The sequence below is a fragment of the Janibacter zhangyanbonis genome, assembly GCF_050507325.1.
In the GTDB taxonomy this organism is placed as follows: Bacteria; Actinomycetota; Actinomycetes; order Actinomycetales; family Dermatophilaceae; genus Janibacter.
Genome location: NZ_CP191481.1, coordinates 630,715 through 652,289 on the forward strand (window position 1 = coordinate 630,715; position 21,575 = coordinate 652,289).

At 68.5% G+C, this 21,575-nt stretch carries 19 protein-coding genes; 17 read left to right on the top strand and 2 right to left on the bottom strand.

Annotated features, from left to right (window positions below):
• Positions 1 to 11: 11 nt before the first annotated feature.
• A complete protein-coding gene (locus ACQBJO_RS03135) occupies positions 12 to 1,268 on the bottom strand; it encodes a phospholipase D-like domain-containing protein (RefSeq protein WP_255185345.1) in 1,257 nt (418 codons plus the stop codon).
• Positions 1,269 to 1,636: 368 nt separating this feature from the next.
• Here ACQBJO_RS03135 and rpoB point away from each other — a divergent pair, with 368 nt between their 5' ends.
• The 9 genes from rpoB (at position 1,637) to tuf (ending at position 15,186) form a co-directional block, all read left to right on the top strand.
• On the top strand, positions 1,637 to 5,119 hold the full coding sequence (gene rpoB / locus ACQBJO_RS03140; RefSeq protein WP_421007186.1) for a DNA-directed RNA polymerase subunit beta: 3,483 nt from the start codon (positions 1,637 to 1,639) through the stop codon (positions 5,117 to 5,119).
• A 140-nt stretch (positions 5,120 to 5,259) separates the two neighbouring features.
• A complete protein-coding gene (locus ACQBJO_RS03145; protein ID WP_421007185.1) occupies positions 5,260 to 9,141 on the top strand; it encodes a DNA-directed RNA polymerase subunit beta' in 3,882 nt (1,293 codons plus the stop codon).
• 220 nt (positions 9,142 to 9,361) lie between these two features.
• A complete protein-coding gene (locus ACQBJO_RS03150; protein WP_072623754.1) occupies positions 9,362 to 9,637 on the top strand; it encodes an HU family DNA-binding protein in 276 nt (91 codons plus the stop codon).
• A gap of 84 nt (positions 9,638 to 9,721) precedes the next feature.
• Complete coding sequence (locus ACQBJO_RS03155) at positions 9,722 to 9,997, top strand: hypothetical protein (RefSeq protein ID WP_255185347.1); 276 nt, start codon at positions 9,722 to 9,724, stop codon at positions 9,995 to 9,997.
• Positions 9,998 to 10,528: a GNAT family N-acetyltransferase gene (locus tag ACQBJO_RS03160; RefSeq protein ID WP_421007184.1), complete on the top strand. Its 531-nt coding sequence runs from the start codon at positions 9,998 to 10,000 to the stop codon at positions 10,526 to 10,528.
• A gap of 297 nt (positions 10,529 to 10,825) precedes the next feature.
• Complete coding sequence (gene rpsL, locus ACQBJO_RS03165; RefSeq protein WP_007930014.1) at positions 10,826 to 11,200, top strand: 30S ribosomal protein S12; 375 nt, start codon at positions 10,826 to 10,828, stop codon at positions 11,198 to 11,200.
• Complete coding sequence (gene rpsG, locus ACQBJO_RS03170; RefSeq protein ID WP_072623757.1) at positions 11,200 to 11,670, top strand: 30S ribosomal protein S7; 471 nt, start codon at positions 11,200 to 11,202, stop codon at positions 11,668 to 11,670. The genes rpsL and rpsG overlap by 1 nt, the downstream gene beginning before the upstream one ends.
• A gap of 88 nt (positions 11,671 to 11,758) precedes the next feature.
• The gene (gene fusA / locus ACQBJO_RS03175; RefSeq protein WP_255185349.1) at positions 11,759 to 13,882 is read left to right on the top strand and encodes an elongation factor G; all 2,124 of its coding nucleotides are present in this window, start codon (positions 11,759 to 11,761) and stop codon (positions 13,880 to 13,882) included.
• Between the two features lie 110 nt (positions 13,883 to 13,992).
• Positions 13,993 to 15,186, top strand: a complete 1,194-nt coding sequence (tuf, locus tag ACQBJO_RS03180; RefSeq protein WP_255185350.1) for an elongation factor Tu — start codon at positions 13,993 to 13,995, stop codon at positions 15,184 to 15,186.
• Between the two features lie 75 nt (positions 15,187 to 15,261).
• Here tuf and ACQBJO_RS03185 read toward each other — a convergent pair whose 3' ends face one another.
• The gene (locus ACQBJO_RS03185; RefSeq protein ID WP_421007183.1) at positions 15,262 to 15,924 is read right to left on the bottom strand and encodes a helix-turn-helix transcriptional regulator; all 663 of its coding nucleotides are present in this window, start codon (positions 15,922 to 15,924) and stop codon (positions 15,262 to 15,264) included.
• Positions 15,925 to 15,940: 16 nt separating this feature from the next.
• Between ACQBJO_RS03185 and ACQBJO_RS03190 the strand changes: the two genes are divergently transcribed.
• The 8 genes from ACQBJO_RS03190 (at position 15,941) to rplB (ending at position 21,564) form a co-directional block, all read left to right on the top strand.
• On the top strand, positions 15,941 to 16,516 hold the full coding sequence (locus tag ACQBJO_RS03190; RefSeq protein WP_421007182.1) for a helix-turn-helix transcriptional regulator: 576 nt from the start codon (positions 15,941 to 15,943) through the stop codon (positions 16,514 to 16,516).
• A 158-nt stretch (positions 16,517 to 16,674) separates the two neighbouring features.
• Positions 16,675 to 17,190, top strand: a complete 516-nt coding sequence (locus tag ACQBJO_RS03195) for a hypothetical protein (protein ID WP_421007181.1) — start codon at positions 16,675 to 16,677, stop codon at positions 17,188 to 17,190.
• 128 nt (positions 17,191 to 17,318) lie between these two features.
• Positions 17,319 to 18,413 carry a YihY/virulence factor BrkB family protein gene (locus ACQBJO_RS03200; protein ID WP_421007180.1) on the top strand — a complete coding sequence of 365 codons (1,095 nt, stop codon included), beginning with the start codon at positions 17,319 to 17,321 and terminating at the stop codon, positions 18,411 to 18,413.
• A gap of 370 nt (positions 18,414 to 18,783) precedes the next feature.
• Positions 18,784 to 19,092 carry a 30S ribosomal protein S10 gene (gene rpsJ / locus ACQBJO_RS03205; protein ID WP_007924661.1) on the top strand — a complete coding sequence of 103 codons (309 nt, stop codon included), beginning with the start codon at positions 18,784 to 18,786 and terminating at the stop codon, positions 19,090 to 19,092.
• Between the two features lie 11 nt (positions 19,093 to 19,103).
• Entirely contained in the window at positions 19,104 to 19,760 is a 657-nt protein-coding gene (gene rplC, locus ACQBJO_RS03210) for a 50S ribosomal protein L3 (RefSeq protein WP_255185355.1), read from the top strand.
• 1 nt (position 19,761) lies between these two features.
• A complete protein-coding gene (gene rplD, locus ACQBJO_RS03215) occupies positions 19,762 to 20,409 on the top strand; it encodes a 50S ribosomal protein L4 (protein WP_255185356.1) in 648 nt (215 codons plus the stop codon).
• Entirely contained in the window at positions 20,406 to 20,708 is a 303-nt protein-coding gene (gene rplW, locus ACQBJO_RS03220; protein WP_421007179.1) for a 50S ribosomal protein L23, read from the top strand. The genes rplD and rplW overlap by 4 nt, the downstream gene beginning before the upstream one ends.
• A 19-nt stretch (positions 20,709 to 20,727) precedes the next feature.
• On the top strand, positions 20,728 to 21,564 hold the full coding sequence (gene rplB / locus ACQBJO_RS03225; RefSeq protein WP_421007178.1) for a 50S ribosomal protein L2: 837 nt from the start codon (positions 20,728 to 20,730) through the stop codon (positions 21,562 to 21,564).
• Positions 21,565 to 21,575: the final 11 nt, after the last annotated feature.

Below are 21,575 nucleotides of genomic sequence, written 5' to 3' on the forward strand. Positions count from 1 at the left end.
CGCTGGACTCGTCAGAGCAGCGGGCGCCAGGGGGAGAGGATGCCCTCGGTGACCCGGCTGATCAGCGGGCGCCGGGTCCACTCGTCGAGGGTCAGCTCGGTGCAGTTGCCGGAGTCGAGGGCGAAGATCTCCTCCATCCGGGCGGCGACGTCCGCGTCGAGGATCTCCATGTTCATCTCGTAGTTGCCGGCGAGACTCAGCCGGTCGATGTTGGCGGTGCCGATCGTCGACCACAGGCCGTCGATCGTCGCGGTCTTGGCGTGCACCATGGCATTTTCGAAGCGCAGCAGCCGCACGCCGCCGCGCAGCAGCCGCTCGTAGAGGGCGCGGCTGAGCCAGTCGGCGACGATGTGGTTGCTGAAGTGGGGGACGATGACGCGCACGTCGACCCCGCGCCCCGCGGCGTTGACGAGGCTGCGGACGAAGGCGTCGTCGGGGATGAGATAGGCCGTCGTCAGCCAGACGCGCGTGCTGGCCCGGTCGATCGCCTCGAGGTACATGTTGCGGATCGGGTAGACCATGTCGGCGGGCATGTTGCGGTGCACGCGCATGTCCCGGCTCCACGTGCGCCGGCGCGGCTGGGGCAGCTCCGGGCGCCCGCCGTAGAGGTTCCAGTAGTCGACGAAGGCGTTCTCGAGCTCGACGACCATCTCCCCGGAGTAGCGGGCGTGGGTGTCGCGCCAGCGGTTGGCGTAGTCCTGGCCGATGTTGTAGCCGCCGAGGTAGGCGGCGGTGTCGTCGACGACGAGCAGCTTGCGGTGGTTGCGCCCCCAGTGCCGCGGGCTGAGGAAGGCCACCCCGCCGGTGACGAGCGGGTGGCGGTTGACGTGGATGCCCTCGGGCAGCTGCCGGAAGAAGTCGCGGGGGACCACGAGGTTGGCGAAGGTGTCGTAGACGACGTAGATCTGCACGCCGCGCGCGTGCGCGTCGGTGAGGGCCTTGCGGAAGCGCTCACCGGTCGCGTCGCCCTTCCAGATGTAGGTCTCGAGGTAGATCCGTTCGGTGGCCGCCTCGATGTCCGCGAGCATGTCCTCGAAGAGGTTCTCGCCGAAGGTGTAGATGCGCACGTCGCCGCCGGGGACGGGCACCGGTCCGCCGTGACGGTGGGGGAACTCCTTGTCCGGGCGGTCCTTGCGCCGCTGGCTGTCGAAGACGAGAAGCCCTGCGGCAGTGAGGAGCTGGGTGGCGAGCGCGGCTCCGGCGGCGCGGCGCACGGTGCGCTGCACCTCGAGCCGCCGGCGTCGGCGGCGGATCTTGCGCAGGTCCATGGCCCCACCCTAGGGGGACCGGGCGAAGGGGGGTCCCCGCCCCTCGTGCGCCGGCCCCCCTTCGCGACCCGCCGGGAGACAGCCTTGACGTCGGCTGCCGTGTCGTCCATCCTCATGGCGTCGATTGATCCGGCCCCACCGCTCCTGCGGGAGGCGGGCCGTGGACCACCGTCGAGCCGTCGGCTCGACCGGGTTGGACACTTGTGTGTTTGTGCATTACGCTGTCGCTTTGCGCTGCCTTGTTCCTGTCGTCGCCCGGTCGGATCGCTCCAATCCCCTCTTCTCCGAGGTGTGTCGAGCCCCCCGCCAGGTGATGGTCCGGACCGGGTGGCACCGCCCGACTCTCAGGCCCGTGGAAGGATCCATCCTTGGCTGCCTCGCGCACCGCTTCCCCGATGTCCACCGCACGGACGGCCAGTGGCCGTCTGTCCTTCGCGAAGATCCGCGAGCCGCTCGAGGTCCCAGACCTCCTGGCCCTCCAGACCGAGAGCTTCGACTGGCTCCTCGGCAACGAGAAGTGGCAGGAGCGTCTCGCTGAGGCTCTCGACGCTGGTCGACGCGATGTCCCGGAGCACCCGGGGCTGGAGGAGATCTTCGAGGAGATCTCCCCGATCGAGGACTTCTCCGGCTCGATGAGCCTCTCCTTCCGGGAGAGCCGCTTCGAGGAGCCGAAGTACTCCGTCGACGACTGCAAGGAGCGCGACCAGACCTACTCCGCGCCCCTCTTCGTCACCGCCGAGTTCATGAACGCCGAGACCGGCGAGATCAAGAGCCAGACGGTCTTCATGGGTGACTTCCCGCTCATGACCGAGCGCGGCACCTTCATCATCAACGGCACCGAGCGCGTCGTCGTCTCGCAGCTCGTCCGCAGCCCGGGCGTCTACTTCGAGCGCACGCCCGACAAGACGTCCGACAAGGACATCTACTCGGCCAAGGTCATCCCCAGCCGGGGTGCCTGGCTCGAGTTCGAGGTCGACAAGCGCGACATGGTCGGCGTGCGCGTCGACCGCAAGCGCAAGCAGTCGGTCACCGTCCTGCTCAAGGCCCTGGGCATGACCTCCGCCGAGATCCTCGAGGAGTTCGGCGACTACGAGTCGATGCGCGCCACCCTCGAGAAGGACACCGTCGAGGACCAGGACGCCGCCCTGCTCGACATCTACCGCAAGCTGCGCCCCGGCGAGCCGCCGACCCGCGAGGCCGCGCAGAACCTGCTCGACAACCTCTACTTCAACCCCAAGCGCTACGACCTGGCCAAGGTCGGCCGCTACAAGGTCAACCGCAAGCTGGGTGTCGAGGCCGAGCTCGACGCCTCGGTGCTCACGCTCGACGACATCGTCGCGACGCTGAAGTACCTCGTGGCGCTGCACGCCGACCAGCCGACCCTGCCGGGGACGCGCGACGGCGAGCCCTTCGAGGTGCCCGTCGAGACCGACGACATCGACCACTTCGGCAACCGTCGCCTGCGCAGCGTCGGCGAGCTCATCCAGAACCAGGTCCGCACGGGCCTGTCCCGGATGGAGCGCGTCGTGCGCGAGCGGATGACGACGCAGGACGTCGAGGCCATCACGCCGCAGACGCTGATCAACATCCGGCCGGTCGTCGCCTCCATCAAGGAGTTCTTCGGCACCAGCCAGCTGTCGCAGTTCATGGACCAGAACAACCCGCTGTCGGGTCTGACGCACAAGCGTCGTCTCAACGCGCTGGGCCCGGGCGGTATCTCCCGTGACCGTGCCCAGATGGAGGTCCGTGACGTCCACCCGTCGCACTACGGCCGCATGTGCCCGATCGAGACCCCTGAGGGTCCCAACATCGGTCTGATCGGCTCGCTCGCGAGCTACGGGCGGATCAACGCCTTCGGCTTCATCGAGACCCCGTACCGCAAGGTCGTCGACGGTCGCGTCACCGACGAGATCGTCTACGTCTCCGCGGACGAGGAGGACAAGGTCATCGTGGCCCAGGCCAACGCCGTCCTCCTCGACGACGGCACCTTCGCCGAGGAGCGCGTCCTCGCCCGCACCAAGGGTGGCGAGGTCGACCAGATCCCGGCCGAGGACGTTGACTACATGGACGTCTCGCCGCGCCAGATGGTCTCGGCCGCGACCGCGATGATCCCCTTCCTCGAGCACGACGACGCCAACCGCGCGCTCATGGGCGCCAACATGCAGCGTCAGGCCGTGCCGCTCGTCCAGGCCGAGGCCCCCTTCGTCGGGACCGGCATGGAGTACCGCGCGGCGCTCGACTCCGGTGACGTCGTGCGTGCGGAGAAGGCCGGTGTCGTCACCGAGGTCTCCGCGGACCTGGTCACGGTCACCCACGACGAGGGCGGCTCGCGCTCGTACAAGATGATGAAGTTCTCCCGGTCCAACCAGGGCAACAGCTACAACCAGCGCGTCATGGTCTCCGAGGGCGACCGTGTCGAGGCCGGCCAGCTGATCGCCGACGGTCCCGCGACCGACGGCGGCGAGATGGCCCTCGGGCGCAACCTGCTCGTGGCCTTCATGCCGTGGGAGGGCTACAACTACGAGGACGCGATCATCCTCAGCCAGCGCCTGGTGCAGGACGACGTCCTCTCCTCGATCCACATCGAGGAGCACGAGGTCGACGCCCGCGACACCAAGCTGGGCCCCGAGGAGATCACCCGCGACATCCCCAACGTCTCGGAGGAGGTCCTCGCCGACCTCGACGAGCGCGGCATCATCCGCATCGGTGCCGAGGTCCGCGACGGCGACCTGCTCGTCGGCAAGGTCACGCCCAAGGGTGAGACCGAGCTGACCCCGGAGGAGCGCCTGCTGCGCGCCATCTTCGGCGAGAAGGCGCGCGAGGTCCGCGACACGTCCATGAAGGTCCCGCACGGCGAGACCGGCACGGTCATCGGCGTCAAGGTCTTCGACAAGGACGAGGGCGACGAGCTGCCCCCGGGCGTCAACCAGCTGGTCCGCGTCTACGTGGCCAACAAGCGCAAGATCACCGACGGTGACAAGCTCGCCGGCCGTCACGGCAACAAGGGCGTCATCTCCAAGATCCTGCCCGTCGAGGACATGCCCTTCCTCGAGGACGGCACGCCGGTCGACGTCGTGCTCAACCCGCTCGGTGTCCCCGGTCGAATGAACATCGGTCAGATCCTCGAGCTGCACCTCGGCTGGGCTGCCAGCCGCGGCTGGCAGATCGAGGGCGAGCCCGAGTGGGCCGAGATGATCCCCGAGGACGCGCGCCAGGCCCCGGCCAACACGCGCGTCGCGAGCCCCGTCTTCGACGGTGCGCGCGAGGAGGAGATCACCGGTCTGCTCGACTCGACGACCCCGACCCGCGACGGCGTCCGGCTCATCGACCGCTCCGGCAAGGCCAACCTCTTCGACGGCCGCACCGGCGAGCCCTACCCCGACCCGGTGTCCGTCGGCTACATGTACATCCTCAAGCTGCACCACCTCGTGGACGACAAGATCCACGCCCGCAGCACGGGGCCGTACTCGATGATCACGCAGCAGCCGCTGGGTGGTAAGGCCCAGTTCGGTGGCCAGCGCTTCGGCGAGATGGAGGTGTGGGCCCTCGAGGCCTACGGCGCCTCCTACGCGCTCCAGGAGCTGCTGACGATCAAGTCCGACGACGTGACCGGTCGCGTCAAGGTCTACGAGGCCATCGTCAAGGGCGACAACATCCCCGAGCCGGGGATTCCGGAGTCCTTCAAGGTGCTCATCAAGGAGATGCAGTCCCTCTGCCTCAACGTGGAGGTCCTCAACTCCGAGGGCGGCACCATCGAGATGCGCGACAACGAGGACGATGTCTTCCGCGCCGCGGAGGAGCTTGGTATCGACCTGTCCCGGCGCGAGCCGAGCAGCGTCGAGGAGGTCTGAGTCCCGGGGGTCCGCCGACCTGACCGGTCGGCGGCCCCCGGCTCCGGCCCCCCACAAGCCCGCAGGGCGACCCCGGTCGCCCCAGGGCAACTGAACTTATCGAGAGTCATCCTCGAGAGAACGAGAGAAGGAAGCACACAGTGCTGGACGTCAACTTCTTCGACGAGTTGCGCATCGGCCTGGCCACCGCGGAGGACATCCGTACGTGGAGCCACGGCGAGGTCAAGAAGCCCGAGACCATCAACTACCGCACCCTCAAGCCCGAGAAGGAGGGCCTGTTCTGCGAGCGGATCTTCGGCCCCACCCGGGACTGGGAGTGCTCCTGCGGCAAGTACAAGCGCGTCCGCTTCAAGGGGATCATCTGCGAGCGCTGCGGCGTCGAGGTCACCCGCGCCGGCGTGCGTCGTGAGCGGATGGGCCACATCGAGCTCGCCGCCCCCGTCACCCACATCTGGTACTTCAAGGGTGTCCCGAGCCGTCTGGGCTACCTGCTCGACCTGGCGCCGAAGGACCTCGAGAAGGTCATCTACTTCGCCGCCTACATGATCACGAGCGTCGACGAGGACCAGCGTCACAGCGACCTGCCCTCGCTCGAGGCGCAGATCGAGGCCGAGAAGCGTGAGCTCGAGAACCGTCGCGACGCCGACGTCGAGACCCGCACGCAGAAGCTCGAGAAGGACATCGCCGAGCTCGAGGCCGAGGGCGCCAAGTCCGACGCCAAGCGCAAGGTCCGCGACTCCGCCGAGCGCGAGATGAACCAGATCCGCAAGCGCGCCGACCAGCAGGTCGAGCGCCTCTCCCAGGTCTGGGACCGCTTCAAGAACCTCAAGGTCCAGGACCTCGAGGGCGACGAGGTCCTCTACCGCGAGATGCGTGACCGCTTCGGTCTGTACTTCGAGGGCGGCATGGGTGCCGCGGCGATCCAGAAGCGCCTCGAGACCTTCGACCTCGAGGCCGAGGTCGAGAAGCTGCGCGAGATCATCGCGACGGGCAAGGGTCAGAAGAAGACCCGCGCCCTCAAGCGCCTCAAGGTCGTCACGGCCTTCCTCACCACGGACAACAAGCCCGCCGGCATGGTCCTCGACGCGGTCCCGGTCATCCCCCCGGACCTGCGCCCGATGGTCCAGCTCGACGGTGGCCGCTTCGCGACCTCCGACCTCAACGACCTCTACCGCCGGGTCATCAACCGCAACAACCGCCTCAAGCGACTGCTCGACCTCGGTGCTCCCGAGATCATCGTCAACAACGAGAAGCGGATGCTGCAGGAGGCCGTCGACAACCTCTTCGACAACGGTCGTCGCGGTCGTGCGGTCACCGGCCCGGGCAACCGCCCGCTGAAGTCGCTGTCCGACATGCTCAAGGGCAAGCAGGGTCGCTTCCGTCAGAACCTCCTCGGCAAGCGCGTCGACTACTCGGGCCGTTCGGTCATCGTCGTCGGCCCGCAGCTGAAGCTGCACCAGTGCGGTCTGCCCAAGGCGATGGCGCTCGAGCTCTTCAAGCCCTTCGTCATGAAGCGGCTCGTCGACCTCGACCACGCCCAGAACATCAAGTCGGCCAAGCGCATGGTCGAGCGTCAGCGCTCCGTCGTGTGGGATGTCCTCGAAGAGGTCATCACCGAGCACCCGGTGCTGCTCAACCGTGCGCCCACGCTGCACCGTCTGGGCATCCAGGCCTTCGAGCCGCAGCTCGTCGAGGGCAAGGCCATCCAGATCCACCCGCTCGTCTGCACGGCCTTCAACGCCGACTTCGACGGTGACCAGATGGCCGTCCACCTGCCGCTGAGCGCGGAGGCCCAGGCCGAGGCCCGGATCCTCATGCTCTCGAGCAACAACATCCTCAAGCCGGCCGACGGTCGCCCCGTCACCATGCCGACGCAGGACATGGTCATCGGTCTCTTCCACCTCACCTCCGAGGTGGCCCTCGAGACCGAGCACCGTCGCGCCTTCGCGACGACGGCGGAGGCCCGCATGGCCTTCGACGCCGGCGAGATCAAGATCGGCACGCCGATCAAGGTGCGGCTCAACGACGTCGTGCTGCCGACCGGCGACGCGGTGCCCGAGGGTGCCGAGCTCGACGAGCGCGGCATGCTCGCGACGTGGACGGCGGAGACCACCCTCGGCCGCGCGCTCTTCAACGAGACGCTGCCGGAGGACTACCCCTTCGTCAACGAGCCGGTCGACCGCAAGCGTCTGTCGACGATCGTCAACGACCTCGCCGAGCGCTACACCAAGGTCGAGGTCGCGGCATCGCTCGACGCCCTCAAGGAGGCCGGTTACCACTGGGCCTCCCGCTCGGGCACGACGGTCGCCGTCTCCGACGTCGTCACGCCGCCGCGCAAGCCGGAGATCCTCGCGACCTACGAGGAGAAGGCCACCAAGGTCCAGAAGCAGTACGAGCGCGGTCTGATCACCGACGACGAGCGTCGTCAGGAGCAGATCGAGATCTGGACCCAGGCGACCAACGAGGTCTCCGCGGAGATGCAGGCCAACTTCCCCAAGGACAACCCGATCTTCCGCATGGTCAACTCGGGTGCCCGTGGTAACTGGTTCCAGCTGCGCCAGATCGCCGGTATGCGAGGCCTCATGGCCAACCCGAAGGGCGAGATCATCCCGCGCCCGATCCGCACGAACTTCCGTGAGGGTCTCTCCGTAGTCGAGTTCTTCATCTCGACGCACGGTGCGCGCAAGGGTCTGGCCGACACCGCCCTTCGTACCGCCGACTCCGGCTACCTGACGCGTCGTCTCGTCGACGTCTCGCAGGACGTCATCATCCGCGAGGACGACTGCGGCACCGAGCGTGGTCTGACCATGCCGATCGCCCAGTTCGACGAGCTGACCGGCACCCGCCGCAAGCACGACGACGTCGAGTTCACCGTCTACGCGCGCTGCGTCGCCGCCGACGTCGAGCACGAGGGCGCCGTCCTCGCCGAGGCCGGGTCCGACCTCGGTGACGTCGGCATCGACAAGCTCTACAAGGCCGGCGTCGACGAGGTGAAGATCCGCTCGGTCCTCACCTGTGAGTCCAAGGTCGGCACCTGCGCCAAGTGCTACGGCCGCAGCCTGGCGACCGGCCAGCTCGTCGACATCGGCGAGGCCGTCGGCATCATCGCGGCCCAGTCGATCGGTGAGCCCGGCACCCAGCTGACGATGCGTACCTTCCACACCGGTGGTGTGGCCGGTGACGACATCACGCAGGGTCTGCCGCGTGTCGTCGAGCTCTTCGAGGCGCGCACCCCCAAGGGTGTCGCCCCGATCGCCGAGGCCGACGGCCGCGTGACGATCGAGGAGACCGACAAGGGCCGCCGCATCCTGCTCGTCGCGGACCGCGACGGCGAGGAGCACGCCTACCCGGTGAGCAAGCGTTCGCGCCTGCTCATCGAGGACGGCGAGCGGGTGGCCGTCGGCACCCAGCTGGTCCAGGGCGCCATCGACCCGAAGCAGGTCCTGCGCATCCTCGGCCCGCGCCACGCCCAGAAGCACCTCGTCGACGAGGTCCAGAAGGTCTACCGCCAGCAGGGTGTGTCGATCCACGACAAGCACATCGAGGTCATCGTCCGGCAGATGCTGCGCCGGATCACGATCCTCGAGTCGGGCGACGCCAACCTCCTGCCGGGCATGCTCGCCGAGCGCGCCCGCTTCGAGGCGGAGAACCGTCGCGTCGTCGCCGAGGGCGGTCGCCCGGCCTCGGGTCGTCCGGAGCTCATGGGTATCACCAAGGCCTCGCTGGCCACGGACTCCTGGCTCTCCGCCGCCTCCTTCCAGGAGACGACCCGTGTCCTCACCGAGGCCGCGATGGAGGGCCGCTCGGACCCGCTGCTGGGTCTGAAGGAGAACGTCATCCTCGGCAAGCTGATCCCCGCCGGTACGGGCCTGCCCCGCTACCGCAACGTGGAGGTCGAGCCCACCGAGGAGGCCAAGGCCGCGATGTACTCGCTGCCCAACTACGACGAGTACGCCTACCCGGTCTTCGGTCCCGGCTCCGGCGAGGCCATCCGCCTCGACGACCTGGACCTGGACGTCTGAGCCGTCCTCTCGTGACCCGAAGGGGGTCGCTTCCCGCGAGGGAGGCGACCCCCTTCGTCGTCCCCGAGACGCACGTGAGAGGTGTGGCCAGAGGGGCCGACGGGCGACAGATCGCCGGAAAATCAAGGGAAACACGCCGTGGGCGAAGTCGACGAAGGCCCCGGTTTCGTGGTTGATTGGCCTTGTTCGACCTACGAACTTCAAGGATGGAGATCCCACTATGAACAAGTCCGAGCTCGCCAGCGCCGTCGCCGAGAAGGCTGGCGTGTCCGCTTCCGCGGCGTCCGAGGTCATCACCGCCCTCCAGGCGGTCCTGTCCGACTCCGTCGCCAAGGGCGAGAAGGTCACCGTCCCCGGCTTCTTCAGCCTCGAGCGCGTCGAGCGCGCCGAGCGCAAGGGCCGTAACCCGCAGACGGGCGAGGAGATGACCATCCCCGGTGGCTACGCCGCCAAGCTCACCGCCGGCAGCGCCCTCAAGGCGGCCGCCAAGGGCTGATTGCCCGGCACCACGCGAAGGGGGCCGACCACCGTCGAGGTGGTCGGCCCCCTTCGCCGTGCCCGGATGGGGGAGGATGGCGCCATGAGTGACCGGGAGCAACCGATGTCGGTGCGGGCCACCGCGGCCCGGTGGGCCCTCGGGGCCCTGCTCGTCGTCGGTGCCCTGGTGCTCCTGCTCAAGCCGGGCGGGCTGAGCAAGCTCCTGGCGCTGGTGCTCGCCGGCGCGGCCGTCGCGATCTTCACCCGGCGCTCGCGCAGCGATGCCACGGTCGTCACCGTCGTGCTGCTCGTGGTGGCGGCGGTCTACGTCGGCGCCTTCCTCTCCGGCAACAGCCACTGGATCACGGACAGGTACTGAATGCGCGACGACATGGTGATCCGGCGCGAGACGCCGGACGACACGGCGGCCACGGAGGCCCTGCACGACGCGGCCTTCGGGGTGCCGTCAGGGCGCAGCGAGTCGGTCGAGCGCGAGCTGCTGCGCGCGCTGCGGGCCGAGGGCTCGGTCATCGACGAGCTGACCTTCGTCGCCGAGCTCGACGGGCAGGTCGTCGGCCACGTCGTCTGCAGCCGCGGCAGCCTCGCGGGCGCGCCCAGCGTCGGGCTCGGCCCGATCGGTGTGCGCCCGGACCTGCAGCGGCAGGGGATCGGTGCCGCCCTCATGATGGCCGTCGTCGCCAGTGCCGAGCAGCAGGCTGAGCCGGCGCTCGTCCTGCTCGGCGACCCCGACTACTACGGGTTCTTCGGCTTCGTCACCGCCTCCGGCCTGGGGATCGGGTCACCGGGCCCCTGGGGGGACAGGTACTTCCAGGCCCTGACCTTGCGCGCCTGGCGGCCCGAGATGGCCGGGGACTTCCGGTACGCCCCCGCCTTCGACGCCCTGGGCTGAACGCGCGGAGCGCCCTCCGGACGGTATGGATTTGTGACCCCACGGGGGCCGCCGGTATCGTTGATCTCCGCACGTGGCACGGCTGTGCCGTGACGCGTGCTGAGGAGGGTCGGAGACGACCCGACTCGCCTCTCTCGCCGGGCGTCCGGTGGCGGACCGACAGGCCGTGACCGGAAGTGCAGGGGAGAGCACCACCGACGACACACCCGAGTGCGTGGGTCGCCGGTGGCATCCAAGGAGCATCGGCCGGCTCACGCCGGACGGTGCAGACAACATCACCGACGTACGGAGAACAGGTTGCCTACCATCAACCAGCTGGTGCGCAAGGGGCGGCAGGACAAGCCGTCCAAGGCCGCCACCCCGGCCCTCAAGGGGTCGCCGCAGCGCCGTGGCGTGTGCACTCGCGTGTACACGACCACCCCCAAGAAGCCGAACTCTGCCCTGCGCAAGGTCGCCCGTGTGCGCCTGACGTCCGGCATCGAGGTCACCGCGTACATCCCGGGTGTCGGCCACAACCTGCAGGAGCACTCCATCGTGCTCGTGCGTGGTGGTCGTGTGAAGGACCTCCCCGGTGTCCGCTACAAGATCGTCCGCGGTTCGCTCGACACCCAGGGTGTCAAGGGTCGCCAGCAGGCCCGCAGCCGCTACGGCGCGAAGAAGGAGAAGAAGTAATGCCTCGCAAGGGTCCTGCTCCGAAGCGCCCCCTCGTCGTCGACCCGGTCTACCAGTCCCCGCTGGTCACCCAGCTGGTCAACAAGATCCTGCTCGACGGCAAGAAGTCCATCGCTGAGTCCATCGTCTACGACGCCCTCGAGGGCTGCCGCGAGAAGACCGGCACCGACCCGGTCCAGACGCTCAAGCGCGCGCTCGACAACGTCAAGCCCTCTCTGGAGGTCAAGTCCCGCCGCGTCGGTGGTGCGACCTACCAGGTCCCGATCGAGGTCAAGCCCGGCCGCGCCACGACCCTGTCGCTGCGCTGGCTCGTCGGCTACGCCCGTCAGCGTCGCGAGAAGACGATGACCGAGCGCCTCATGAACGAGATCCTCGACGCGAGCAACGGCCTGGGTGCCGCGGTCAAGCGTCGCGAGGACACGCACAAGATGGCCGAGTCCAACAAGGCCTTCGCGCACTACCGCTGGTGACAGCAGGTCGGGGCCGGCGACCGTCGGCCCCGACCACCACCCGCCCTCCCGGGCAGACACGACCGCAACGAGCGAGATGAGATAACGAGTGGCACAGGACGTCCTGACGGACCTCACCAAGGTCCGCAACATCGGCATCATGGCGCACATCGACGCCGGCAAGACGACGACGACTGAGCGCATCCTCTTCTACACCGGCGTCAACCACAAGCTTGGCGAGACGCACGACGGTGCCTCCACCACCGACTGGATGGAGCAGGAGAAGGAGCGCGGCATCACGATCACCTCCGCCGCGGTCACCTCCTTCTGGGAGGGCACCCAGATCAACATCATCGACACCCCCGGCCACGTGGACTTCACGGTCGAGGTCGAGCGCTCCCTGCGCGTCCTCGACGGCGCCGTCGCCGTCTTCGACGGCAAGGAGGGTGTCGAGCCCCAGTCCGAGACGGTCTGGCGCCAGGCGGACAAGTACGACGTCCCCCGCATCGCCTTCGTCAACAAGATGGACAAGCTGGGCGCCGACTTCTACTTCACCGTCGACACCATCAAGGACCGCCTCGGTGCGGAGCCGCTCGTCATGCAGCTGCCGATCGGCGCCGAGAACGACTTCGTCGGTGTCGTCGACCTGATCAGCATGAAGGCGCTCGTCTGGCCCGGCGACGCCAAGGGTGACGTCACCATGGGCGCCTCCTACGAGGTCCAGGAGATCCCCGCGGACCTCCAGGCCAAGGCCGAGGAGTACCGCAACCACCTCGTCGAGCGCGTCGCCGAGTCCGACGACGACCTGATGGAGAAGTACCTCGGTGGCGAGGAGCTGACGACCGACGAGATCAAGGCCGCCGTGCGCAAGCTGACGGTCAACTCCGAGCTCTACCCGGTCTTCTGCGGCTCCGCCTTCAAGAACCGTGGTGTCCAGCCGGTCCTCGACGCGGTCGTCGACTACCTCCCCAACCCGCTCGACGTCGCGGCCATGGAGGGCCACGCCCCGGGCAACGAGGACGAGGTCGTCCTGCGCAAGCCCAGCACCGAGGAGCCCTTCTCCGCGCTGGCCTTCAAGATCGCGGCGCACCCCTTCTTCGGCACGCTGACCTTCATCCGGGTCTACTCGGGTCGGATCACGCCGGGCACCCAGGTCATCAACTCGACCAAGGGCAAGAAGGAGCGTCTGGGCAAGCTCTTCCAGATGCACGCCAACAAGGAGAACCCGGTCGACGAGGCGATGGCGGGTCACATCTACGCCGTCATCGGTCTCAAGGAGACCACGACGGGTGACACCCTGAGCGACGTCAACGACCAGGTCATCCTCGAGTCGATGTCCTTCCCGGCGCCGGTCATCCAGGTCGCCATCGAGCCCAAGACGAAGGGTGACCAGGAGAAGCTGGGCACCGCGATCCAGAAGCTCGTCGCCGAGGACCCCACCTTCCAGGTGAGCCTCGACGAGGAGACCGGCCAGACGATCATCGCCGGCATGGGCGAGCTGCACCTCGACGTCTTCGTCGACCGCATGAAGCGCGAGTTCAAGGTCGAGGCCAACATCGGCAAGCCGCAGGTGGCCTACCGCGAGACGATCCGTCGCGCGGTCGAGAAGTACGACTACACGCACAAGAAGCAGACCGGTGGCTCCGGCCAGTTCGCCAAGGTCCAGATCACCTTCGAGCCCCTCGAGGCCACGGAGGACACGGACGGCGAGCTCTACGAGTTCGAGAACGCCGTCACCGGTGGTCGCATCCCGCGTGAGTACATCCCGAGCGTCGACGCCGGTATCCAGGACGCCATGCAGTACGGCGTGCTCGCCGGCTACCCGGTCGTCGGTGTCAAGGCCACCCTCATCGACGGTGCCTACCACGACGTCGACTCCTCGGAGATGGCGTTCAAGATCGCCGGGTCGATGGCCTTCAAGGAGGCCGCCCGCAAGGCCGACCCGGTGCTCATGGAGCCGATGATGAAGGTCGAGGTGCGTACGCCCGAGGACTACATGGGCGACGTCATCGGCGACATCAACTCCCGCCGTGGCCAGATCCAGTCCATGGAGGACGTCAGCGGAGCCAAGGTCGTCACCGGCCTCGTCCCGCTGTCGGAGATGTTCGGCTACGTCGGCGACCTGCGGTCGAAGACCCAGGGCCGGGCGAACTACTCCATGGAGTTCGACTCCTACGCGGAGGTCCCCAAGGCGGTCGCCGAGGAGATCATCAAGAAGACCCGAGGCGAGTGACCGGTAGCATTACCGGGATCCCGACACGGACCATCCACACACACCCACACACGACGCCACCCTGCCGGGCAAAGGCGTAACCGAGAAAACGTCCTGAGGAGGACAACACAGTGGCGAAGGCAAAGTTCGAGCGGAGCAAGCCGCACGTCAACATCGGCACCATCGGTCACATCGACCATGGCAAGACGACGCTGACGGCCGCGATCTCCCGCGTGCTGCACGACCAGCTCCCCGACCTCAACGAGGCCTCGGCGTTCGACACGATCGACAAGGCTCCCGAGGAGAAGCAGCGCGGTATCACCATCTCGATCGCGCACATCGAGTACCAGACGGAGTCGCGTCACTACGCGCACGTCGACTGCCCGGGTCACGCCGACTACGTGAAGAACATGATCACCGGTGCGGCCCAGATGGACGGTGCGATCCTCGTCGTCGCCGCCACCGACGGCCCGATGCCGCAGACGAAGGAGCACGTCCTCCTGGCCCGCCAGGTCGGCGTCCCCTACATCGTCGTGGCGCTCAACAAGGCCGACATGGTCGACGACGAGGAGATCATGGAGCTCGTCGAGATGGAGGTCCGCGAGCTGCTGTCCTCCTACGAGTTCCCCGGCGACGACGTCCCGGTCGTCAAGGTCTCGGCGCTCAAGGCGCTCGAGGGCGACGCCAAGTGGGGCGAGTCGATCATGGAGCTCATGACGGCCGTCGACGAGTACATCCCCGAGCCGGAGCGCGACCTCGACAAGCCGTTCATGATGCCGGTCGAGGACGTCTTCACGATCACCGGTCGTGGCACCGTCGTCACCGGTCGTATCGAGCGCGGCATCCTCAACGTCAACGAGGAGGTCGAGATCGTCGGTATCCGCGAGGAGAAGACCACCACGACCGTCACGGGCATCGAGATGTTCCGCAAGCTGCTCGACGAGGGTCGCGCGGGTGAGAACGTCGGTCTGCTCCTTCGTGGCACCAAGCGCGAGGACGTCGAGCGCGGCCAGGTCATCTGCAAGCCGGGCTCGATCACCCCGCACACCGAGTTCGAGGCGCAGGTCTACATCCTGTCGAAGGAGGAGGGCGGCCGCCACACGCCGTTCTACGACTCCTACCGTCCGCAGTTCTACTTCCGGACCACCGACGTCACCGGCGTCGTCTCCCTGCCCGAGGGCACCGAGATGGTCATGCCCGGCGACAACACCGACATGAAGGTCGAGCTCATCCAGCCGATCGCCATGGAGGAGGGCCTGAAGTTCAACATCCGCGAGGGTGGCCGCACCGTCGGCGCCGGTCGCGTCACCAAGATCGTCAAGTGATCCTGGGCTGACCTCGAGTCAGCAACCACGCAGGGCCCGTCTCCCGTCGTCAGGGGAGGCGGGCCCTGCGTCGTGTCACGGCCGGCCGGCGTCGATCCACACCTGCGGGTCGTAGGTCCACCCGTCGGCGACCATCGCCGTGCGCAGCGCAGCACGGTTGTTGGTCGCGTGGCCGGCCTCCCGGTAGCGGGCCCGGCCACGCTCGATGTGGCTGCGCACGGTCTCGGTGCGCAGCGACAGCACGCGCGCGAGGAAGGCTGGGGAGTGCCCGCGGGCGGCGACGAAGAGGGAGAGCAGCTGGAGCTCGCGATCGGTCAGGTGCACCTCGGGCGGCTCGGCCGGCTCGACGCGCGCGATGTCGGGGGTCTCGCCGCCGGCGACCGAGCGGACGACGTCGGCGGTCTGCGCCAGACCGAGGGTCGGCTCGATCCAGGCGGTCGCGCCCTCGGCGGCTGCCCGGCGGGCGAAGGGGGAGTGCCGCTGCGGCCCGATGATGATCGGGTGCGAACCGAGTCGGCGCAGGGCCCGCACCTTGACGGCCAGCGGCAGGTGGTCGTCGAGCTGTGCGTCGACGACGACGAAGTCCCCGGCGAAGTCCCACTCGGCCTGGAAGTCGGTCCAGGCGTGCACGGCGGTCGTCACGCGCAGCGGTTCCGGCCCGGACAGCAGCTCTCGACGCAGGGCCGTCGTCACCACAGGGGAGGTGTGGACCAGGTCGAGGCGGGTGGCTGCGGACATCGGGCACGATGCTCCCATGCGCGCCGACGCCATGGTCTTCGTCTGGTCGCGCTGGCGGCTGCACGCGGACGCGGTCACCTCGGTGCTCGTGGCCGATGGGCTCGATGCCAGGACGGTTGCGTCGGTCGACGAGGCCACCGGCCTGCTCGTGGGGGGAGCGCTGCTGCCGGACCTGACCGACCTGCTCGAGCGGCGACAGTCCGCGGGGCTGGCGACGGTCGTCTGGGGTGGGGTCCTCCCTTCGCCCCGGGTCGCGGCCCTGCGGCAGGCGGGAGCGGCGGCGTACGTCTCCATGCTCGAGCCACCCCAGCAGGTCGTCGACGTCGTGCGACGGGTGCTGGCCGGGCAACCCGTGCCGTGGCCACCGCCGCCGGAGGCGATGGTGCGGCTGACCGAGCGGGAGCAGGAGGTGGCGCGGGCCTACCTCGCCGACTGGTCGGACCACCCCCGGGCGGAGGTGGCGCGGCGGCTCGGGATCAGCGAGCGCACCCTCAAGGTGCACATCGCCAACATCCGCGCCAAGGCGGGTCACCGGGGCGCCGAGACGCGCGAAGGGCTGCGGCGAGCGCTCGTCGTGTCCGAGTGGCTCTAGTCCTTCTGGGGGCATTCGAGGTGGGGTCCCGAAGGTGTCCCTAATCTCACGCGTGAGTGCCTCGACAGGGGGGCGTTCGCCGGGGGGAGGACCCTGGATCCGGCCGTGTCATCCGCGCGGCGCACCTGACCGCGCCTGTCCGCAGAGAGAGCCTCGCCTTGTCCAAGGACATCACCACCGCCGGTCCGTCGCGCCGTCAGATCGCGAAGGGGGCCGCCTGGGCCGTCCCCGCCGTGACCGTCGCCGCCGCTGCCCCCGCGCTCGCCGCCTCGCCCCTCCCGGTCTGTGGCCCGGGGGCCCTGGTCGTCTCTGTGGAGAACTGCGACGGCCTTACGCTTCTGGGCCAGCCGCCGCGATTCCGCATCACCAACCCGAGCGACTCTGGATGCACCCTTCCTAGCGGTACCCCTGTCGAGCTCTCCGGTGCGGGCGTGGCCGGAGTCAACCTCCTGGGAGAGCAGTTGGCCAACGTCGGTGTCCTCTACAGCGAGCAGGGGACGGCGGCGCTCACCAAGGCCCTCGAGCCCGGGGACTCCGTCGTCGTCAACGTGTTCCCGTCGGGCCTCAACGTGACCGTCATCGGCAGCGCCACCCTCAGCGTCGCCGGCTCGTCCGGCACGTTCAACCTGACTGCAGGGGTTGGAGGTCTCGTCAGCATCTGCGGCGTCGCCTGAATGCACTACCGAACGCGCCCATCGTCCGTCGGGGCGGTGGGCGCGTTCGCGTGTGGCAACGCGACGGGGGACTCCCTTCGTCCTAGGGTGGTGACGACCGCAGCACCCGACCACGGAGACCACGCCACATGGCCACCGACGAGAGCACCGCGACCGCAGACCTGACTGGCGACGACGCCGGTCTCGACGAGGTCGCCAAGCCGTCCCTGCGGCACATGAAGCGCCGCAGCTGGGTCTTCGCCTTCAAGCGGGCGGTCAAGGAGTTCTCCGCCGACGGGTGCACGGACCTCGCGGCGAGCCTGACCTACTTCGCGGTCCTGTCGATCTTCCCGGCGCTGCTCGCCCTGGTCTCGATCATCGGTCTCGTGGGCGATCCCGAGGAGACGAAGAAGACCCTGCTCGACGTCATCGGTCAGCTCGGCCAGGGGGACGCCGTCGACATCCTCGAGGGACCGATCGACCAGATGGTCAACTCCTCGGGTGCCGGGCTCGGCCTCGTCGTCGGTATCGGCGGTGCGCTGTGGTCGGCCTCCGGCTACGTCGGGGCCTTCGGCCGTGCCCTCAACCGCATCTACGACGTGCCCGAGGGGCGCGGCTTCCTCAAGCTGCGGCCCATGCAGCTCGCCGTGACCGCGGTGCTGCTCGTGCTCGCCGCCGCGACGATCATGTCGATCGCGGTCAGCGGTGACGTCGCCCGGGCCATCGGCAACACCATCGGCCTCGGCGACGCCTCGGTCGCGGCGTGGAACATTGCGAAGTGGCCGGTCATCCTGCTCGTCGTGATCTTCATGGTCGGTCTGCTCTACTGGGCCACGCCCAACGTCAAGCAGCCGAAGTTCCGCTGGCTCAGCCCCGGTGCCGCCGTCGCGATCGTCGTCGCGATCATCGCGTCGATCGTCTTCGGCTTCTACGTCTCCAACTTCGGCTCCTACAACGCGACCTACGGCTCGCTCGCCGGCGTCATCGTCTTCCTGCTGTGGCTGTGGATCCTCAACAACGTGCTGCTCCTGGGCGCCGAGGTCGACTCCGAGATCGAGCGCTCCCGCCAGCTGCAGGCCGGCATGGCCGCCGAGCAGGACCTGCTCCTGCCGCTGCGGGACACGGCGAAGTCCGACGCCGCCGAGGAGGCCCACGAGGCCGAGCTCGAGGAGGCGCGGTCGCTGCGGATCAAGGGGCTGCAGGACCAGGGCCGCTCGACCGCCGACCTCGCCGACGAGGGCTGAACGCAGCTCCGGGCGACCTGACGCCCCCGGTCCGCGTGGGGAGCGGGCCCGGGCCGATTTGGAGTGGGCCCGCAGGCTCTGGCACACTGTTCAGGTTGCTTGTTGAACGGTGACGCCGTGATCGGACTTTGCCACGATCACCGGTGCCACCGACACGCCGATGACAACGCATCGCACCGCCTCGGGCGGGACGACACATCGGACACGAAGCACGACCCGGCTCGATCGGGTCGACGACCAGATCGCACGACCAGCCATTCGGCGCGTCGTCGCGTCGCGGAGCGGGTGCGACACACCCGACCGCGTGGGTCGGAGACCAGGTCGACCGACACAGACCAAGGCAAGACGGCGAGAGAGAGACGGACACAAGATGGCGGGACAGAAGATCCGCATCCGGTTGAAGTCGTATGACCACGAGGTCATCGACAACTCGGCGCGAAAGATCGTCGACACCGTGACCCGTGCCGGCGCGACGGTGGTGGGCCCCGTGCCGCTGCCCACGGAGAAGAACGTGTTCTGCGTCATCCGGTCGCCCCACAAGTACAAGGACAGCCGCGAGCACTTCGAGATGCGCACCCACAAGCGCCTCATCGACATCATCGACCCGACGCCCAAGGCCGTCGACTCGCTGATGCGCCTCGACCTCCCGGCTGACGTCAACATCGAGATCAAGCTCTGAGGCTGAACGAGATGACTACTACTGCCACCAAGACCGTCAAGGGCGTCCTCGGCGAGAAGCTCGGCATGACGCAGGTCTGGGACGAGGACAACCGTCTCGTCCCCGTGACCGTCATCCAGGCCGGCCCGTGCGTCGTCACCCAGGTCCGCAACGCCGAGACCGACGGCTACGACGCCGTCCAGATCGCGTACGGCGCCATCGACCCGCGCAAGGTCAACCAGCCCAAGAGCGGCCACTTCGCCAAGGCCGGCGTGACCCCGCGCCGCCACCTCGTGGAGCTGCGCACCGCTGACGCCTCCGAGTACTCCCTGGGTCAGGAGGTGACCGTCGAGCTGTTCGAGTCCGGGCAGGCCATCGACGTCACCGGCACGACCAAGGGCAAGGGCTTCGCCGGCGTCATGAAGCGTCACGGCTTCGCCGGTGTCAGCGCCTCCCACGGTGCGCACCGCAACCACCGCAAGCCCGGCTCGATCGGTGGCTGCGCCACCCCGGGTCGCGTCTTCAAGGGGATGCGCATGGCCGGCCGCATGGGCGGCGTGCGCCAGACCACCCAGAACCTCACGATCCACGCCGTGGACGCCGAGAAGGGCCTGCTGCTCGTCAAGGGCGCCGTCCCCGGCCCCCGTGGCGGCGTCGTCCTCGTCCGCACCGCGGTGAAGGGAGCCTGACGTGCCGACCATCGACATCATCAGCCCGCAGGGTGCCGCCAACGGCACCATCGAGCTGCCCGCCGAGATCTTCGACGTGCAGGTCAACGTCCCGCTGATCCACCAGGTCGTCGTGGCCCAGCTCGCCGCGGCGCGCCAGGGCACGCACGCGACCAAGACCCGCGGCAACGTCCGCGGTGGTGGCCGCAAGCCGTACCGCCAGAAGGGCACCGGCCGCGCCCGTCAGGGTTCGACCCGCGCTCCGCAGTTCGCCGGCGGTGGCACCGTCCACGGCCCGCAGCCGCGTGAGTACTCGCAGCGCACCCCCAAGAAGATGAAGGCTGCCGCCCTGCGCGGTGCCCTCTCCGACCGGGCGCGTCACGGCCGCATCCACGTCCTCAGCTCCCTCGTCGACGGGGACACCCCCTCGACGAAGGGCGTCGCGACCGTCCTCGGTGGCCTCAGCGAGCGCAAGAACCTGCTCGTCGTCATCGAGCGCGGCAACGAGACCGCGTGGAAGTCGGTGCGCAACCTGGCCGACGTCCACGTGCTGCCGGCCGACCAGCTCAACACCTACGACGTGCTGTGCGCCGACGACGTCGTCTTCACCCAGGCGGCCCTCGAGGCCTTCCTCGCCGGCCCGACCAAGACCGAGGAGGTCAGCAAGTGACCGCGTCCCAGCTCAAGGACCCGCGCGACATCCTGATCCGCCCCGTCGTCTCGGAGAAGTCGTACGGCCTGCTCGACGAGGGCAAGTACACCTTCATCGTCGACCCGCGGGCGAACAAGACCGAGATCAAGATCGCCGTCGAGCAGATCTTCGGCGTCAAGGTCGACTCCGTCCACACGATGAACCGTGTCGGCAAGGCCCGACGCACGCGGTTCGGCACCGGCAAGCGCAAGGACACCAAGCGCGCGATCGTCTCCCTCCGTGAGGGCACGATCGACATCTTCGGCGGCCAGGGCTGACGGAGAGGACAAGGAAGACATGGGAATCCGTAAGTACAAGCCGACCACCCCGGGTCGTCGCGGCAGCTCCGTCGCCGACTTCGTCGAGGTGACGCGCTCCACCCCCGAGAAGTCGCTCGTCCGCCCGCTGACGAAGTCCGGTGGCCGCAACGCCTCCGGCCGCATCACCACCCGTCACATCGGTGGTGGCCACAAGCGTGCCTACCGCGTGATCGACTTCCGTCGTCACGACAAGGACGGCGTTCCGGCGAAGGTCGCGCACATCGAGTACGACCCGAACCGCACCGCCCGCATCGCGCTGCTGCACTACGCCGACGGCGAGAAGCGCTACATCCTGGCGCCGAACAAGCTGACGCAGGGCACCGTCATCGAGAACGGTCCCTCCGCGGACATCAAGCCGGGCAACAACCTGCCGCTGCGCAACATCCCGACCGGTACGACGATCCACGCCGTGGAGCTGCGTCCGGGTGGGGGAGCGAAGCTCGCTCGCTCGGCCGGCACCAGCATCCAGCTGCTGGGCAAGGAGGGGCCGTACGCGACCCTGCGCATGCCCTCCGGCGAGATCCGTCGCGTCGACGTGCGCTGCCGCGCCACCGTCGGCGAGGTCGGCAACGCCGAGCAGTCGAACATCAACTGGGGCAAGGCCGGCCGCATGCGGTGGAAGGGCAAGCGCCCGACCGTCCGTGGTGTCGTCATGAACCCGGTCGACCACCCGCACGGTGGTGGCGAGGGCCGCACCTCCGGTGGCCGTCACCCCGTCTCGCCCTGGGGCAAGCCCGAGGGCCGCACCCGGCGTCCCGGCAAGGCGAGCGACAAGCTCATCGTCCGTCGTCGCCGTACCGGCAAGAAGCGCTGATAGGAGCCTTT